The organism is Haloarcula amylovorans, assembly GCF_004681185.1.
Taxonomy (GTDB): Archaea; Halobacteriota; Halobacteria; order Halobacteriales; family Haloarculaceae; genus Haloarcula; species Haloarcula amylovorans.
On record NZ_SRIF01000004.1, the window covers coordinates 129,437 to 146,302 of the forward strand.

The 16,866-nt window shown below is 61.5% G+C and carries 15 protein-coding genes; 8 read left to right on the top strand and 7 right to left on the bottom strand.

The features are described 5' to 3' along the window. Positions 1–72: 72 nt before the first annotated feature. Positions 73–1,575 (bottom strand): CoA-acylating methylmalonate-semialdehyde dehydrogenase, encoded by a 1,503-nt coding sequence (locus E4S61_RS16550; protein ID WP_135305076.1) that lies wholly within the window; start codon positions 1,573–1,575, stop codon positions 73–75. 120 nt (positions 1,576–1,695) lie between these two features. On the opposite strand from E4S61_RS16550, the gene E4S61_RS16555 reads away from it, so the two are divergent. From E4S61_RS16555 to iolM, 3 genes are all read left to right on the top strand, one after another. Then, positions 1,696–2,478, top strand: a complete 783-nt coding sequence (locus tag E4S61_RS16555; RefSeq protein ID WP_135305077.1) for an SDR family NAD(P)-dependent oxidoreductase — start codon at positions 1,696–1,698, stop codon at positions 2,476–2,478. Positions 2,479–2,524: 46 nt separating this feature from the next. Further along, a complete protein-coding gene (locus E4S61_RS16560) occupies positions 2,525–3,328 on the top strand; it encodes an aldo/keto reductase (RefSeq protein ID WP_135305078.1) in 804 nt (267 codons plus the stop codon). Positions 3,329–3,394: 66 nt separating this feature from the next. Next, positions 3,395–4,552: a scyllo-inosose 3-dehydrogenase gene (iolM, locus tag E4S61_RS16565; protein ID WP_135305079.1), complete on the top strand. Its 1,158-nt coding sequence runs from the start codon at positions 3,395–3,397 to the stop codon at positions 4,550–4,552. A gap of 18 nt (positions 4,553–4,570) precedes the next feature. Here the strand turns inward: iolM and E4S61_RS16570 are convergent, their stop codons facing one another. The 3 genes from E4S61_RS16570 to E4S61_RS16580 form a co-directional block, all read right to left on the bottom strand. Continuing rightward, positions 4,571–5,761 carry an MFS transporter gene (locus E4S61_RS16570; RefSeq protein ID WP_135305080.1) on the bottom strand — a complete coding sequence of 397 codons (1,191 nt, stop codon included), beginning with the start codon at positions 5,759–5,761 and terminating at the stop codon, positions 4,571–4,573. A gap of 96 nt (positions 5,762–5,857) precedes the next feature. Further along, positions 5,858–7,597 (bottom strand): thiamine pyrophosphate-binding protein, encoded by a 1,740-nt coding sequence (locus E4S61_RS16575; protein WP_135305081.1) that lies wholly within the window; start codon positions 7,595–7,597, stop codon positions 5,858–5,860. A gap of 103 nt (positions 7,598–7,700) precedes the next feature. Beyond that, positions 7,701–8,678 (bottom strand): TIGR03557 family F420-dependent LLM class oxidoreductase, encoded by a 978-nt coding sequence (locus E4S61_RS16580; protein ID WP_135305082.1) that lies wholly within the window; start codon positions 8,676–8,678, stop codon positions 7,701–7,703. Between the two features lie 289 nt (positions 8,679–8,967). On the opposite strand from E4S61_RS16580, the gene E4S61_RS16585 reads away from it, so the two are divergent. Continuing rightward, complete coding sequence (locus E4S61_RS16585; RefSeq protein WP_135305083.1) at positions 8,968–9,732, top strand: IclR family transcriptional regulator; 765 nt, start codon at positions 8,968–8,970, stop codon at positions 9,730–9,732. 196 nt (positions 9,733–9,928) lie between these two features. Continuing rightward, the gene (locus E4S61_RS16590; protein WP_135305084.1) at positions 9,929–10,906 is read left to right on the top strand and encodes a TIGR03557 family F420-dependent LLM class oxidoreductase; all 978 of its coding nucleotides are present in this window, start codon (positions 9,929–9,931) and stop codon (positions 10,904–10,906) included. 36 nt (positions 10,907–10,942) lie between these two features. On the opposite strand, the gene E4S61_RS16595 is transcribed toward E4S61_RS16590, so the two are convergent. Then, positions 10,943–11,950: a C-terminal binding protein gene (locus E4S61_RS16595; protein WP_135305085.1), complete on the bottom strand. Its 1,008-nt coding sequence runs from the start codon at positions 11,948–11,950 to the stop codon at positions 10,943–10,945. 595 nt (positions 11,951–12,545) lie between these two features. After that, positions 12,546–13,283: a hypothetical protein gene (locus E4S61_RS16600; RefSeq protein WP_135305086.1), complete on the bottom strand. Its 738-nt coding sequence runs from the start codon at positions 13,281–13,283 to the stop codon at positions 12,546–12,548. A gap of 193 nt (positions 13,284–13,476) precedes the next feature. On the opposite strand from E4S61_RS16600, the gene E4S61_RS16605 reads away from it, so the two are divergent. Continuing rightward, a complete protein-coding gene (locus E4S61_RS16605) occupies positions 13,477–13,983 on the top strand; it encodes an Lrp/AsnC family transcriptional regulator (protein ID WP_135305087.1) in 507 nt (168 codons plus the stop codon). Between the two features lie 104 nt (positions 13,984–14,087). Beyond that, the gene (locus tag E4S61_RS16610) at positions 14,088–14,579 is read left to right on the top strand and encodes an Lrp/AsnC family transcriptional regulator (protein WP_135305088.1); all 492 of its coding nucleotides are present in this window, start codon (positions 14,088–14,090) and stop codon (positions 14,577–14,579) included. 39 nt (positions 14,580–14,618) lie between these two features. Here the strand turns inward: E4S61_RS16610 and E4S61_RS16615 are convergent, their stop codons facing one another. Then, entirely contained in the window at positions 14,619–15,263 is a 645-nt protein-coding gene (locus E4S61_RS16615; RefSeq protein ID WP_135305089.1) for a type 1 glutamine amidotransferase, read from the bottom strand. A gap of 233 nt (positions 15,264–15,496) precedes the next feature. Between E4S61_RS16615 and E4S61_RS16620 the strand changes: the two genes are divergently transcribed. Next, a complete protein-coding gene (locus tag E4S61_RS16620; protein WP_209309529.1) occupies positions 15,497–16,777 on the top strand; it encodes a glutamine synthetase family protein in 1,281 nt (426 codons plus the stop codon). Positions 16,778–16,866: the final 89 nt, after the last annotated feature.

Genomic DNA, 16,866 nt, shown 5'->3' on the forward strand with positions numbered 1-16,866 from the left:
TCACACAGGGTCGCGAGCGACGCGAAAAATTCGAACCGCACGCCGAAGGGATAGCTGGGACCGCGGGAGGATTCAGTTGCTGTACCAGCGCTGAATCTCGATGGTCTTGTCGGTGTAGAAGTTCACGGCGTCCTCGCCTTGGGCGTGGAGGTCGCCGAAGAACGACCCCTTCCGGCCGCCGAAGTGGAAAAAGCCCATCGGCGCGCAGACGCCGACATTGATGCCGATGTTGCCCGCGTCCACGTTGTAGCGGTACTTGCGCGCTTCCGCGCCGTTCTCGGTATACAGCGAGGAGGCGTTGCCGTACTCGGTGCTGTTGACCATCTCGATGGCTTCGTCCAAGTCGTCGGCCTTCGTCAGGGCCATCACCGGACCGAAGATTTCGGTCTGGGTGATGTCCATGTCCGTCGTGACATTTTCGAGCAGCGTCGGCCCGAGGAAGTTCCCCTCGGGGTAGTCCGGATGCTCGAAGTCCCGACCGTCCACGACGAGGTCCGCGCCCTCGTCGATGGCGTCCTCGATCATCTCGACGACGCGGTCGGCGGATTCGCCCGTGATGAGCGGCCCAACGTCGGTGTCCTCGTCGAGACCGTTACCCACGGTCAGGTCGTCGATGTCGTCGAGAACCTCCTCGCGCAAGTCGTCGTAGGCGTCGCCGATACCGACGACGACGTCGTTGGCGAGACAGCGCTGCCCCGCGTTACCGTAGACGGAGCCGATGATGTTCGGCACCGACTCCTCGATCTCGGCGTCTTCGGAGACGACAGCGTAGTTCTTCGCGCCACCCTGGGCCTGCACGCGCTTGCCGTGTTCGGCGGCCGTCTCGTAGATGTGCTGGGCGACAGGCGTCGAGCCGACGAAGGAGACGCCGGCGATATCGTCGTGCTCCAAGAGCGCGTTCACTGTGTCGGCGCTCCCGTTGACGAGGTTGACGACGCCGTCGGGGAAGTCAACGGCGTCGATAGCCTCGAAGATGAGCTGGGAACTGAGCGGCACTTTCTCGCTGGGCTTGAGGATGAACGTGTTGCCCGTGGCGACGGCGTAGGGCAGGAACCACAGCGGGATCATCGCCGGGAAGTTGAACGGTGTGATGGCCGTGAAGACCCCAAGCGGCTGTCGAACAGCGTGTTCGTCCATGTTCGTGCCGATGCCCTCGACGTTGCCGCTGCCCTCCCGGAGCATGTTCGGGATGCCTGCGGCGACTTCGACGTTCTCGATGCCGCGGCGAATCTCACCCCGGCCCTCGGCCAGCGTCTTGCCGTGTTCGCGCGTGAGCGCCTGTGCGATGTCCTCTTGGCGGTCTTCGAGTTCCTGCTTGAGGTCGAAGAGGTACTGGACGCGGTCGACCGGCGAGGTCGCGCGCCAGTCTTCGAAGGCGTCGTTAGCCGTCTGGACCGCCTCGTCGACTGTCTCCGCGGTGGAGTACGGCACGTCCGCCAGTGTCTCGCCCGTTGCCGGGTTGACGAGTGGCTGGCCGTCGTCGCTCTCGACGGATCGCCACTCACCGCCGACGTAGTTCTGCACGGTGTCGGGTACGGCAGTCGCCGCTGGCGACTGCTCTTGCTTGCTTGTCATACATGCAGACCGACTGTGTGAAGACACATAGGTGTTACGCACAGACGGCCCCGTGCCGGTGTGAGCCGCCGCTACCGGTAGCCACCCAACGCTTATCAGAGTCGGGTCGAACGCAGAAGTATGGGACGCGTCAACTTCGACTTCGACGGAGAGACAGTAATCGTCACGGGCGGCAGTTCCGGTATCGGCCGAGCAATCGCACTCGCCTTCGGTGAGGCGGGAGCGACAGTGTTGAACGCGGATATCGACCCCGACCCGAAGGATGTCGACGCCGGACGACCGACCCACGAGGCTATCGAAGCTGCGGGCGGAAGCGCCGAATACGCCGAAACCGACGTCTCGAATCCGGACGACCTCGCGGCCGTCGTCGAGGCCGCCCGCGAGTACGGGGGCGTGGACGTGATGGTGAACAACGCCGGCTGGTTCACGCGCGGCGACCTGTTCTCCGTCGACCAGGAAACCTTCGAGACCATCCACGGCGTCAACACGAACGGCGTTTTCTTCGGCACGCAGGCGGCCGCCGCGGACATGCGAGAGCGAGGCGACGGCGGCGTCATCGTCAATACGGCATCCATCAGCTCGACGCACGCCCAACCGAAACAGGTGCCCTACGACTCCACGAAAGGCGCGATTCGGATGATAACGCGCGGGGCGGCGCTGGAACTGGCCGACGACGTCCGGGTCAACGCCGTCGCGCCGGGCCACATCGCCACCGAGTTCGGCTCCGGAGCCGAAAAGAAAGAGGAGTCCGTCGCCGACGACGACCTGCTGAAACCTATACCACTTGACAGGCCGGGCTACCCCGACGACATCGCGCCGACGGTGCTCTTTCTCGCCAGCGACCAGGCCGACTACGTCACCGGCGAAATGGTGTACGTAGACGGCGGCTGGCAAACCTTCTGATCGGCCGACGACACCACTTTATATCCGGCCCGAGTACGCCGCTAGCGTGTTCGATACCGCCACACGACTCGGCTTCGGAACGTACAGTTTGACCGGTGACGAGGGTAGCGCCGTCGTCGAGACGGCCATCGACACGGGCTACCGTCACGTCGATACGGCGCGCCTCTACGAGAACGAACGAGCGGTCGGCGACGCCATCGCCGCCGCTGACATCGACCGCGACGACCTCTTCGTCGCCACGAAGGTCGCTCACTTCGAGGAACCAGAGAAGACACCGGAATACGTCCGCGAGGCCGTTACCGATAGCTTCGACCGACTCGGGCTGGACCGCATCGACCTTCTCTATCACCACTGGCCGAAGAACCAGGACGATATCGAGACGGTGCTCCCGCTGCTGGCGGAGCACGTCGAAGACGGCCGTGTGGACAACCTCGGGGTCAGCAACTACACCACCGACGACCTCGATCTTGCCCGCGACCTCGTGGACGTGCCTATCGCCGCAAATCAGGTCGAGATGCATCCCCTGCTTCAGCAGACGGAGATGCGCGAGTACCTTGACGAGATGGACGCGCAACTCGTCGCCTACTCCCCGCTGGCACAGGGCGAGGTGTTCTCCGAAAATGCGATCAACTCCGTCGCGGAGAAACACGGCGTCTCCGAGGCGGTGGTGAGTCTGGCGTGGTTGCTCTCGAAGGAGAACGTCGCGGCGATTCCCCGCTCCAGTTCCATCGACCATCTCAAGGACAACTTCGGGGCGCTGGACCTCGAACTCGACGACGAGGATATCGAGCGCATCGACGGCATCGAGCGGACCCACCGCTGTGAAAATCCGTCGTGGATGACCTGGTAGCCGCTCTCCCCGTCGAAGCGGCGCTGACCACCCAGACTTATTGTACTGTGGCTGTTCCGTTCTGCTATGCGAGCCTTAGTACTCGATGCGGAGTGGAATCCGCGACCGCAATACGACCTCTCGGACGACGAGCGCGAGCGACAGCGCGCGATGAACTCCGGGCAGATATGGCAGAACCCCGAACTCGCCGTCGAAGAGCGCGACCGACCCGAACCCGCAGACGACGAGGTGCTCGTCCGGGTGAAGTACGCCGGTATCTGCGGCAGCGACATCTCGATGTACGAGACCGGCGACGACGGCTACATGCACTACTCGGCGTACACGCAGTTACCGAGCGTCACCGGCCACGAGTTCTCCGGCGTCGTCGTCGAGAACGGCGACGACGCGGCCCTCTTCGAGGAGGGAGAACCCGTCACCGCCGAAGTCACCGACTACTGTGGTCGGTGTCAGATGTGTCGGCAGGGGTTCCACGGCCACTGCGAGAACTTCGAGCAACTCGGGTTCACGATGGACGGCGCGTTCGCGGAGTACGTCACGGTCCCCGAGAAAATTCTCTGGAGCGTCGCGTCGCTGGAACAGACCTACGACAACGAGGACGACCTGTTCCGGGCGGCCGCAACTGTCGAACCCAGCACTATCTGCTACTACGGCCTGTTCGGGCGGGCCGAGGGAATCTGGCCCGGTGACTACCACGTCTATCACGGTACCGGTCCCATCGGCCTCACCGGGATGAACGTCTCGCGGGCGTCTGGTGCGGGGAAAGTCATCGCGTTCGAACCGTCGGACCCGCGCCGAGAGATCGCCCACGAGATGGGCTTCGAGCACGTCTACGATCCCATCGAAGTCGACCCCGTCGAGACAATCGCCGACGTGACCGACGGCGAGGGCGCTGACGTCCACGTCGAGACCAGCGGTGCGGTGGGCGTGACCTACCCCGTCATCGAGGACTCGCTGGCCGAACGCGCCAACGTCGTCCACATCAGCAACGCCGGCTCGGACCCCGAAATCGCCCTACGGAAATATCAGGGCAGCAGCGCCCAGTTGTACGGGTCGGAGGGCCACACCGGCCAGCAAGTATTCCCGCGGACGATTCGATTGATGGCCAGCGGACAACTCGACAACCTCCCCATGATCACTTCGACGTACGATCTCGAAAACGCCGACGAGGCCGTCGAACAGGCCGCGAAGCGCGTCGACGGGAAAGTCCTCGTCCAGATGAGCTAACGGCGCGCCAGCAGTTTTCTACGACTCACTCACCGTGGCCGAGACAGCGTCGTCGAGTCGAAGCCGCGTCACTACGGCGAGGACAATGAACACGAGGAGCAACACTGGCAGGAGTCGAAGGGCCTGTTGAATGTCGCTTCGCTCGGCGAGGAAGCCGACGACGGGCGGTACCACGGCGATGCCAGTGTACGAGGCGGCCGTCGAGAGGGCGTTCACGGGGCCGCTGTACTCCGGAGCCGCTTCGACGCCGAACGCCGAGAGCGTCGGAAAGATGCCAGAGACGACGAAGCCGAGGCAGAATGCCACGAGAAACACGCCGCTCCCCGAGACGCGTGTCACGAGCATCCACAGGATCGGAACGCCGAGAATCGCAAGAACGACGACGAGGTCGAGACTGTAGCGAAAGCGCTCGACCACGATGCTGTAGAACAGGCGAGCGGGGACGTAAGCGATGAGAAACGTCGTCAGGACGAGATTCGCGTCGTCGATGTGCAGGTACGACGCCGCGAAGTACGGCAACCACGTAAAGAGGCTCCCTTCGACGCCGCCACTGAGGACGAGCGTGGCGACCATCCCCGAGATGGCGGGCTTTCGCAGGACCGCCCTGAGCTCTTCGACCGTCAGCACCCGTTCGGTTCCGACCGCCGAGGGCGCGTCGAGTCGGTAGACGAGGACGGCCACGGGTGCGAGAAGACAGCCGAGCGCGAGGTAGGCGTAACGCCAGTCACCGAGCGCCAGCGACCCGGTCACGACTAGCGGCCCCAGCGCCGCCCCCACAGCCCATACTAGGGCATAGAGGTTGAAGATACGAGCGCGCGAGTCCGGATAGAGGTGACTCAGGACGGCGCGGTCCAGCGCGCGGAACGGTCCCGTGGCGACCCCGCGGACGAACAGCGTCGCCAAGTAAATGGGGAAGATTGGTGCGAGTCCCATGGCGAAGATGGCCACCGACACGACCGCGACGCTCCCAAAGAGGATTCGTGTTACGTCGATTCGACCGGCAATCATCCCGGTAGCGAGGACAGCCAGCATAAACCCTAGCGTTCCCGCCGTCGCAACGAATCCGAGGAGCGTCGGCGAGACAGTGAACGTGTCACGAAGACTCGGTAACAGCGCCCCCCGCATCTGGAACCCGACGGCGGTGACGCCGACGAACGCGAAGATAGCGGTGGTCCAGCGGCGTCGATTTCGGCCGTCGATAGCGGTCACGTTCGTGACCCTCTCCGCGCGTCTCAAAAACCGTTGTGTCTCGCCGGTGACGACCGGACCGAGTGTCGGAACAAAAGAAGCGACAGTGTGAGCGCCTTACTTTTCGAGGTCGGCGAGGTCCCACTCACCGGTGACGATGGCACCGGAGTCGGGGTTGTCCGGTTCGACCATCGCTTCGACGATTGCCGGGCCGTCGTGGGCGATGGCGTCTTCGAGAACATCGTCCAGATTCTCCGGTTTGACGACCCGTTCGGCGAACTCGACGCCCAATCCGTCGGCCATCGACATGAAGTCGATGTCGGTCTCCTCGTCGAACTCCGTATCGAGTACGCGGTCCCAGCCGTACTTGGCGACCTGTAGGTTCCTGATGGACTTCCAGCCGTGGTTATTGACGATGAGGTAGTTCACGTCGATGTCGTGCTGGACGGCGCAGGCCACCTCCTGATTGCACATCATGAAACTCCCGTCGCCCTCGACGTCGACGACCGGGCTGTCGGGCTTGGCGAGCTTCGCGCCGATAGCGGCAGAGACGCCGAAACCCATCGTCGAGAACCCGCCACAGGAGATGTTGGTACGAGGCTCGTACACCGGGAACTCGGGATTGACCGTTTCCTGTGGCTGCCCAGCACTGGAAACGACCACGCCGTCACGCGGCAGGACGTTGCGAAGACTGGCGATGGCCCGGGAGATACTCATCGGCACCGCGTCGTCCTCCCAGCGCTCGGCGACCATCGACTCCCACTCCTCCCAGAGGCCCTGGATCTCGTCGTAGTACTCGTTGTCCTCCGTCGAGACCGGGTCCATGCGCTCCTGGAGTTCCTCGGTAATCTGGCGCGTGACGACTTTCGCGTCGCCCTGGATGCCGACTTCGACCGGGTAGTTCTTGCCGATCTCCTCGGGGTCGATGTCGACGTGAATCAGCTTACTCGGCGGAATATCGAAGCTGACGCCTTCCTCGAAGGAGGACGTGTGCATGTCCGTGAATCGGCATCCCACCGCGAGAACCACGTCGGCGTTCGATGCGAGTTCGTTGCCCGCCGTCGAGCCAATCCAGCCCGCGTAGCCGACGAAGAGGTCGTGGTCCTCGGGGATGATTCCCTTCGACTGGAAGGTGGGGATGACGGGTGCTTGGAGGTGTTCTGCGAGTTCCTGCACTTCGTCCCACGCCTCGGCGATCATCGTCCCGCCGCCGGGAACGATGACCGGCCGCTCGGCGTCTTCGAGTAGCTCCGCGGCGTCCGAGACCGTTCGGGGATCTCCACCCGGTCGGCTGTGGGGGCGGCTCTGGGTCGGCTCGGGCAACTCGACCTCGGCGGCCGCGCCCTGGACGTCCATGGGAACGTCGACGTGGACCGGACCGGGTCGCCCCGAGAGCGCGACCTGGAACGCTCGCCGGAGGATTCGCGGGAGTTGTTCGACGTCGTCGGCGACGAAGCTCTGCTTGGTGACGGGTTCCATCACGCTGGGGAAGTCACCGGGCTTCTGGCGCTCGATCTCTTGGAGGATTCCCTCGCCGTACTCGTGGGTCTGTGGTGCACCCGTGAAGATGACCATCGGGATGGAGTCGACGTAGGCCGTCGCCGCGCCGGTGACGGTGTTAGTCGCACCCGGCCCGATGGAGGTGAAGACGGCCAGTGGTTCACCGCTCGCGCGAGCATAGCCGTCGGCGAGGTGTGTCGCGCCCTCCTCGTGTCGTGGTTGGATGACTTCTACGTCCGAATCGTTGAAGGCGTCGAGCAGGTTCGTGCTCCCGTGACCGGGAATGCCGACGAGGTACTCGACGCCCTCTTTCTCTAGGTACTTGGCGATAATCTCGCCACCGTTCAGTCTGGGCATCTCGTTCAAAGAAATAGACGGGCCATTTCTTAAATATTCCCCCGACTGCCGTCCGAACGTCCCATTTCACTGTCGTCTAAACGCCCGCTCGGCTATCGTCTGGCTATAGCGAGGGAATGACCTCGTCGCCCATAATCTCGAAGAATTTCTCGGGCTCGGGACTCGTATTGCCGAGCGCGATGCGGTCGAAGCCCATCTCGGCGTACGCGGAGAGTTGTCCGGCGATGTCCGACGGGTCGTCGGCGATGAGGAACTTCCCCTCGATCTCCTCTTCGGTGGCCTTCTCGCCTTCGGCTTCGATTTCCTTGGGATTGGCCATCGCGCGGTCGAAGACGTTCTGGGTGGTCGCCCACCACGGCCGGGTCGCGGCCCGTGCCTTCTCGTAGTCCTCGTCGTAGGAGGCGATGACCAGCAGCGTCGTCTCGATGCTGTCAGGGTCGCGGCCCTCCTCGTCGGCGTAGCGGCGGATGGCGGGGTACATCCGTTCGGTATACTCCTCGCCGGTCTTGACGGTGATGAAGCCGTCGCCGTACTCGCCGGTCAACGAGGCCGTAGACGGGCCGTTGGCGGCGATTTGAATTTCGGGGCGTTCCTCGGGCATCGTGTATAGCTTCGCGTCGTCGACGGTGAAGTGCTCGCCCTCGTAGCTGTAGAAATCGTCGCTCTCCCAGAGACCGTGGACGATTTCCAGGGTCTCTTCGAGCCGGTCTCGTCGGACGGGATAGTCGGGCCACTCGTGGCCCATGGGCTTCTCGTTCATCGCCTCGCCCGTAGAGAGCCCGAGGACGACGCGCTCGTCGTGCATCTCCTGTAGCGTTGCGAAGGCTTGGGCCATCAGCGCAGGGTGGTAGTGTTCGCCCGCGGGCGTGACGCAGGTGCCGATGGGAACGTCGATTCGCTCGGCGGCCGCGCCGAGCCACGACCAGGCGAAGCCAGCCTCGGCGTCCGTGTGGAACCACGGGTGGAAGTGATCGGAGGTCCAGACGAAATCGAAGCCGTTGTCGGCGGCGAGTTCCGAGAATCGCAACAATTGCGAGGGGCTGTACTGTTCCTGATGAGCCATGTAGTCGATGCTGACCATCGTACGTGCTCATGGCGCGGCGTGCTTAATATTGGTTTCCCCGCCACCGTCGACGGGCGGCTCGCTCGCGCCAGCCCCCGTTTTCCCGAGTTCGCAAGAACCGAACGGCCTCCCTCGACGAGTCGTCACCAGATGCGGTCGGACAGTACTTTCGGGACTATATTCGGAGAAAATAAAGGTGGTGGGCGGCCACTCACACTGGTGACTTAGTGTCCGTTCGCAAGAGACGAACGCTTTTCGCCGTTCGCGCCTGCCGAACATTTATGATACAGTGTGTCTCACCCTAGGTATGGCCACGAAATCTTCACCTCGAACTGTGGACGCTGTGGAGACTGCCCTGCAGATCATCGAACTCCTTCAGGAGCGAGACGGGGCCGGGATAACCGAGCTCGCCGACGAACTCGGCCGTTCGAAGGGGACGATACACAGTCACCTGGCGACGCTCGCCGAGAACGAGTACGTCGTAAACGACGACGGGTGCTACCGGTTGAGCCTCCGCTACCTCGAACTCGCCGAGACGGTCACCGACAGGCTCCAGATATACGATGTGGTGCGAAACGAACTCGACGACTTGGCGGCCGAGTGCGGCGAGCTAGCGCAGTTCGCCACCGAAGAGCACGGCCGCGCGGTCTACCTCTACAAGACCGGTGGCGAAAACGCCGTCCAGACGGCTTCTTCGACCGGCGACCGGGAGTATCTCCACTGCATCTCACTGGGAAAGGCGATGATGGCCCACATGTCCAGAGAGCGCGTCGAGGAGATAATCGATCGGCACGGACTGCAGGGCTTTACCGATTCGACGATCACGTCGAAGTCCGAGTTGTTCGACGAACTGGCGACGATACGCGAACAGGGCTACGCCTTCGACCGGGAGGAGAAGATCGCGGGACTGCGCTGTGTCGCCGCACCCGTCGTAACAGGCGGGGAGGTCGTCGGCGCGCTGAGCGTCTCCGGTCCCGCGAGTCGGTTCGAAGGAGAACTATACGAGGAGGAACTCCCGAAGATGGTGACCCGCTCCGCGAACGTCATCGAGATCAACTCCCAGTTCTCGTAGGCGGACGAGCGTTCGCATCTGCCGAACAGGGTTTCGAACAGTCCGGTTCGTCTCACCGCTCTCAGGGAATCGCACGGCAGTACATCTATTATCTCACCTCGCCGCAGACGCGAACGTGAACGGCTAAGATGGCAGAATCGGAGCAATCCTGATGCCCAGTAGCAAGTATTTTGACACTGCCAGCGAGATGTGGTATATGGTCAAGATTGACTATGACGCACACCAAGAGCAGTATGAACCCAACGAGCTACTGCACTACGCCGAACTAGCCGAAGCGGCCGGGTTCGACATGATCTGGACCTCCGACCACTTCCACCCGTGGTTTCACAGCCAGGGTTCGTCCGGCTTCGCGTGGTCGTGGCTGGGCGCACTCTGTGAACGTGTCGACTTGCCGATGGGGACCTGCGTGACGCCGACGACCGGCCACTACCACCCGGGCATCGTCGCACAGGCGTTCGCCACGCTCCAAGTCATGCATGACGAGCGCGTCGTCCTCGGCGTCAGCACGGGTGAGGCGATGAACGAGAAGCCACTCGGTTTCCCGTGGCCCGACTATCCCGAGCGTCGGCAACGGCTGAAGGAGTCGCTCGAAATATGTCATCTCCTCTGGGAATCGGACGACTTCGTGGACTACGACGGGGAGTTCTACCGACTCGACGGGGCGAAACTGTACACAAAACCCGAAACGCCACCGGAGGTCCACGTCGCCGCCAACGGGCCGAGTACGGCGTCTCTCGCCGGGGAGTACTGCGACGGGTTCATCACCGTCTTGAAAGACGAGGAGTACACTGACAAACTCTATCCGGCAGTTCGTCGCCACGCGACGGAGGCCGACCGGAACCCCGACGCGGTAGAGACGACGTTACTCGTCACCGCCTCCTACGACGAGGACTACGAGAGAGCCTACGAAGCGACGAAGCCGTGGTGGGCGGCCACGCAGGACGTGTTCAGTCGCGGCCTCTACAACCCCAAGGAGATCGAGGCTGTCGGCGACGACGCCACCCGCGAGGAGGTCGAACACAAGTTCCTCATCGCCGACGACCCCGCCGAGATTGCCGCTCAGTTGGAGGAGTACGCCGAACTCGGTTTCGACCGTATCACGCTCGGGAACACGAGTCCCGAGCCCGAGAAATTTTTCGAGATCATGGGCGACGAGGTCATCCCCTCGCTGTAAGGCCAGTAGCTGGCGGCCGCGTCTCCCACCTCTGCGCTACTGCGGGTCGTTGACCGGGTTCTCAGGCACTTCCCCTTCTAAGACTCTGCGAACGTCGCTGGCGGCGGTCCGTCGGCGTTCGTCGTTGGCTTCCTCGGAGAACCACGCGACGTGCGGTGTGAGGACCACGTTGTCGAACTCCCGGAGCGGACTCTCGAACGGCGGGAACGAATCTCCCTGACTGGACGGTTCTTCGGCAAACACGTCCAGTCCTGCACCGGCTATCTCCCCCTCGCGTAGCGCCGTGATCAGGTCTTCCTCGACGACGAGGCCGCCGCGAGCGACGTTGACGAGATACGCGGAGTCTTTCATCCGCTCGAACGCTGCGGCGTCCATCGTCCCCCGGGTCTCCTCGACGAGCGGTGCGTGCAGTGAGACCACGTCCGAATCGTCGAGTACGGCCTCGAAACTTCGTTTTTCGACGCCTGCTTCACCCATCTCCGCCGAATCGATGTAGGGGTCCGATGCGACCACGTCCATGCCGAACGCCTGTGCCTTCTCAGCGACGAGGCGAGCGATGGTTCCGAAGCCGACGAGCCCCAACCGCTGTCCGTCGAGGCGATGGACCGTCGGTGTCGTCACGTCCTGTGCCCAGATGCCGTCCCGCATCGCCGAATCGTAGGTCGGGAGGTTGCGCTGGAGTGCGAGAATCAGCAGGAGGGTGTGTTCCGAAACCTCGTTCTGGCAGTAGACTGGGACGTTGACCACGTACATCCCCCGCTCGGCCGCGTGATCTGTGTCAAGCGCGTCGACGCCGATTCCACAGCGGGCGATAATTCGACACTCGGTAAGCGCGTCGATCACTTCGGTCGTGTAGGGCGCTGCCAGCAACCTGTCGATGACCGCGTCGACGTCGGCCAATTCCGCGATGAGGTCGTCGGTCGACTCGACGTCGACCGGCCGAAGCGTCACGTCCAGCCCCGCGAAGACGTCCTGTTCGATCGAGAGGTCGAACGCGCTTCCGGCAGTTACGCCTACGGTTGGAGTTTCACGTCGCTCGTTCATATCGTCGGTAGCACGTCGTCGGTGCAGCTAAATGTATCTTTTCCCGTGATCTATTTGACGTCGTCAGCACGAGACTCGCCGATAGAGACGAGCGAGGCGCCTTGGTTTGGGAGAAACGAACAGCAGTGTGTGAGGGCTGGCTCGGTTCCGGTTAGGGACGACTCATCACTCGCTCTTCATACGCGTCTGTGGGGCTTCGGCCGAGTCCAGCGAAGCGAGCCCACATACATAACATATGTACTATCGTTATCTAACTCGCTTCTCACGACGTGCCTCGGTGAGAATGGTCTCGACTCGACCGCATCGGTCGACGGGATCGAACCTCCTTGAGGACAATCTATCCCTCCTATTTTTGGACTCGACTATCCCAACCTTCAGTGTATGCTGGGCGATTTTGACTGTGTATGGGGAAATTCGGACTATAATAGCCCAATATACCTATGGCTATGGTGTGAATCCCGGCTATATATCTAAAATATCCGCTCCTAACCAGAAGTGCGATAGGTCCGGGCCGTTATTTGAGAGATGACCGAGAATTTACCTCAGTAGATGTCTCGGATATACATATGTGGGCATATTTACAGCTATCCTTTGGTCAAAACTCCCATTCTGTTTTTCTATGCCATTTCGAAGGCGACAGCTCACTCTCGATAGTTGCTGCTCCCGACTTCGAGTTCGCCTTCAGCGAGATACCAGCCCTCCTGTGGGCCCCGCAGTTCGACGTGGACCCACTCTCGGTACTCGTTTCCGGTCCATCCACCGGAGGGCCACTCGTTACGGCCGGAGAGATCCGAAGAGAGACTGTGGTATCGTTTGCCGTGTCGTAGTTCGCATACACCCGCCCGTCGTACTCGTAACAGCGGTGTCGGCTACCGGTGGCGAACGCGCACTCGACTTCTGACCGATTGTACGGTCGCGAGAGCATGGGTTCGTCGACAAACGGGTCGGCCGTGTCGATGTGGTCCGCCGAGAGCGTCACTTGATACTCGTAGGTGCTCTCGTAGCTCTCGTCCAGCCGCTGTTGCCCGAGTGCATACAGGCCGCCGACGAGGAGGCCGAACACGAGGAAGGTGGCGACGATACCGATGTTGATCGTCCGCCGGTCGATACGGCTCTCGGGCACACGGGTGGCGTAGTAGTAGCCGACGACGGCAACGGCACTCCCGATGGCGAAACCGAGCGGGAGACTGACGAGGAGCGACGGCCATAGCAGCGGATCGAGGACAGTGGTCAAGACGACAGTGACAACGGCGAACGTCAGGAGGCCGGCGACAAGACAATCAAAGACGACTGCCCACTTCGTGGAATACGATCGTCGCGTCTCTGAATCCATATCTGCGATGAGACGCCGGTGAAACGTAGATGCCAGTTCTTGCTTGCTCAGAGAAGGATCCGTGTAGACACGATGAAACATCGGGTTCCTGTAGAACAGACTGATCGACGACTGGCTGTTTTGGGACCGAGAGAACATAATCCCGGTCGGAAGATATTCAACAGCGGGGGTCAGATTAGGTAGTAAGTCAACGATGGACGAAAAGGACATTCAGGTTCTCGCCGCGGTCGCCAAACTGGGAACCGGCAGTCCCGAGAAACTCTCCGAGGAGACCGACATCCCGAAATCGACCGTCCACTATCGGTTGGACAACCTGCGCGAAGAGGGCGTCATCACGAACGACCTCTTCGACGTCGACCTGACGAAGGTCGGACTGAACATCACCGTCATCACCGAAGTAATGGCCGAGTACAGCAAGGGGTATCACGACAAAGTGGGGGAGAAACTCGGCGAAGTCGAGGGCGTCAACCAGGTGTATTTCACGATGGGTGATACCGACTTCGTCGTCATCTCACACCTCTCGAATCGAGGGATGGTCGAGAATCTCATCCGACAGTTCGAATCCATCGACGAGATCGCTCGAACGAGTTCGAAGTTCGTCATCAAGACCATCAAAGACGAGAACCGGCCGCTGAACGACTTCGAGATGGAGACGCTCGTCGAGACGCTCGGTATCGACCAGGAGCCGGTGACACAGTAGACCCCGTTTCAGCATTGGGCGAGGTCGAGTGCTGGGCGATACGAGATACCGGCAATATGCTATAATTTCGGATACTGTTTAGTTGTTCAACTCTATATTGAACCATGGACGAAAAAGACCTCCAGATATTATCAGCTATCTCGGAGCTGGGTACCGGAAGTCCGGAACGAATCCAGGAAAAGACGGATATTCCTAAATCTACGGTCCACTATCGCATCACGAAACTCCAAGAGGCGGGGGTCATCGAGGACGATCTGTACTCCATCGACCTCTCGAACGTCGGCCTGGAGATCACCCTTATTTCTGAAATCTCTGCGGAGTACGATGAGGGATATCACACTGAGGTGGGTGACGAGCTGAGTCAGATTGAGGGCGTAAACAAGGTGTACTTTATGATGGGTGATACCGACTTCGTCGTGATTTCGAAGCTCGCAGATCGGAACATGGTGGAGGAACTCATCGCGAACTTCGAAGAGATCGACGGCGTGAACCGAACGAACTCGCAGTTCGTGATCACGACAGTCAAAGAGACGACAAACCCCCTCGCGGCGTACTCCGGCGAGGCCTTGACGAGGATGGTCTCCGAGACGGAGTGAGAGACGTCGAAACCGCACTCATTTAGGCCTGTTGACAACTCACACGCCGGTTCGATTCTTGCGACATGCGTCGGCGAAGTTGTCCAAAACCTTCGTCGCGTTCGAATCGTCGAAGGTGTCCCGCTCCGGGTTCCAATCGCTAGGTCGGTCGCTGACTCGCTCCGTAAACTCCGGGTGGAACTGCACAGTCCAGAGGGGTGCCGACTCGTGTCGACTACAGAAGAACTCGTTGTACGCCGTCTTCGCCGTCGCTTCCATGCTGTCTCCCAGTTCGGTCACGAGGTCTGCGTGGAGGACCGGAACGACCGGTTCGAGTCCGCCGAGGATCGTATCGGTGCCCAGTCGCTCCATCTCGACGAACGTCGCCCGTCGCTCGTCTTCCTCGACTGTCCCGCCGAGCGCGGCATTCACCTGTTGGTGGCCGAAGCAGATTCCCAGCAACGGCACTCGCTTCTCGATGGACCGCTCGATGAGCTCGTACTGCGGTTCGAGCCACGACGCGTGGTCGGCGTCGTAGACGCTCGCCGTGCTCCCGCTCAAGACGACACCGTCGTACGCCGTCGGGTCGGGAGCCTCGGTTTCGCCAGCGCCGACGACATACTCACTCTCCGGGAGCAATCGGTCGATCTCCGGCCCGAGATATCGGTAATCCGGTTGTACCTCGTTGTCGAGGACGAGAATCATCACTCGCCGGTACTGTACGTAACACAATAAATCTACCCAATGTTGTATCTTGTCCACGTTTTCTTCCCCCTATCGTATTCTGTCGTAGATAAAGTCCGAATATAAGAGCAAGGTTCAAGTATCACCGTCGTCCAAGAAGAGATATCGATCGCCGCGTCACGCGACAGTAGTCGTCTACACGAGCGGTCACGAGCACACTTCCCTACACCACGATGACATCGAGTGCCGAAGCTATGGAACGCCGAATCGAGGAAGCGGGCGTCGAACACGTAGTCGTCGAGTTCGCAGACATAAACGGCATCTCGCGGTCGAAGACCGTCTCTGCCGGGTACTTCGCCGACTCGTGGCGTGACGGCTTTCCGATAAACCTCCTCTTGTTGGTTCAGACACCGCGCAGCGAGATTCCGACGGGATCGGGCTACGGGGAGGAGATCGACTACGGCGACGGCGTGTTGCGACCGGATCCCGCCACCTTCCGGGTACTGCCGTGGACGGAAGATACGGGGCGTGTCATCTGTGATGTCGAGTACGACGGCGAACCGGTGAGCGCCGCGCCGCGGAACGCGCTCAAGCGGGTGCTCGACGACTGCGACTTCGAGTTCGACTTCTACATCGGGAGTGAACTCGAATTCTACCTCTTAGAGGAGAGCGAGGACAGCTACGAACCGGCGACGGACCACAAACACGAGTGCGTCTCGTGGGCCACCGAGGAGATCTCGCCGTTCTACGACACGCTGAGCGACTGGGCCGGCGACTACGGTGTCGACCTCACGTCCTTGCAACACGAACACGGAGCAGGGCAACTGGAGATTCTTTTCGACTACGGAAAACCACTCGCGCAGGCCGACACGACGTTTGACTTCAAGCGACTCGTCAAACGGACCGCCCGTCTCGCCGAGCAGTGGGCGACGTTCATGGCCAAGCCCTTCGGCGACCGCGCGGGCAGCGGGTATCATCTTCACGTCAGCGCCTTCGACGGCGACGAGAATGCCTTCACGGCGGCGAACGGCGACCTCTCGAACACCGCTCGACACTTCGTCGGCGGACTATTGGAACACGCTCCAGCGCTCGCAGCGTTTCAGACGCCGACGCTCAACGCGTTCAAGCGGTTCAGCCCCGAGGGATTCGCCCCCTACACGGCGTCGTGGGGCTACGACAACCGGATGGTCGCGCTGCGAATCCCGCAGGGAACGACGCGAATCGAGAACCGTATCGGGAGCGCGGACGCGAACCCGTACCTCGTTATCGCCAGCACGCTCGCCGCCGGTATCGACGGTATCCGCAGGCAACTCGAACCGACCGATCCCGTCGAGGGCGACCCGACCGGCAGGCGGCCGCGCTTACCACAGACGCCCGAGTCCGCCCTGCAAGCACTCGAAGCGGACGACGTGTTCCGCGAGACGTTCGGCGAGCGATTGATACAGGCTTATGTCGCCTCGAAGCGGCGGGAACTGCAGGATTTCCACGACACCGTCACCGAGTGGGAGCGCGAGCAGTACGTCGAGACGCTCTGAGGCTGTCTTCGACCGGATCGCCACGATGACGTGTCCGACACAACCAGGGCCCAACTATAGTTGTCAGCAAAAGTCACGGCACACCCGAT

Bases quoted from the DNA above. Each gene is read 5' to 3' on its own strand.
- E4S61_RS16550 (WP_135305076.1), bottom strand. From the start codon at position 1,575: ATGACAAGCAAGCAAGAGCAGTCGCCAGCGGCGACTGCCGTACCCGAC.
- E4S61_RS16555 (WP_135305077.1), top strand. From the start codon at position 1,696: ATGGGACGCGTCAACTTCGACTTCGACGGAGAGACAGTAATCGTCACG.
- iolM (WP_135305079.1), top strand. From the start codon at position 3,395: ATGCGAGCCTTAGTACTCGATGCGGAGTGGAATCCGCGACCGCAATAC.
- E4S61_RS16575 (WP_135305081.1), bottom strand. From the start codon at position 7,597: ATGCCCAGACTGAACGGTGGCGAGATTATCGCCAAGTACCTAGAGAAA.
- E4S61_RS16580 (WP_135305082.1), bottom strand. From the start codon at position 8,678: ATGGTCAGCATCGACTACATGGCTCATCAGGAACAGTACAGCCCCTCG.
- E4S61_RS16585 (WP_135305083.1), top strand. From the start codon at position 8,968: ATGGCCACGAAATCTTCACCTCGAACTGTGGACGCTGTGGAGACTGCC.
- E4S61_RS16590 (WP_135305084.1), top strand. From the start codon at position 9,929: ATGGTCAAGATTGACTATGACGCACACCAAGAGCAGTATGAACCCAAC.
- E4S61_RS16595 (WP_135305085.1), bottom strand. From the start codon at position 11,950: ATGAACGAGCGACGTGAAACTCCAACCGTAGGCGTAACTGCCGGAAGC.
- E4S61_RS16600 (WP_135305086.1), bottom strand. From the start codon at position 13,283: ATGGATTCAGAGACGCGACGATCGTATTCCACGAAGTGGGCAGTCGTC.
- E4S61_RS16605 (WP_135305087.1), top strand. From the start codon at position 13,477: ATGGACGAAAAGGACATTCAGGTTCTCGCCGCGGTCGCCAAACTGGGA.
- E4S61_RS16610 (WP_135305088.1), top strand. From the start codon at position 14,088: ATGGACGAAAAAGACCTCCAGATATTATCAGCTATCTCGGAGCTGGGT.
- E4S61_RS16615 (WP_135305089.1), bottom strand. From the start codon at position 15,263: ATGATTCTCGTCCTCGACAACGAGGTACAACCGGATTACCGATATCTC.
- E4S61_RS16620 (WP_209309529.1), top strand. From the start codon at position 15,497: ATGGAACGCCGAATCGAGGAAGCGGGCGTCGAACACGTAGTCGTCGAG.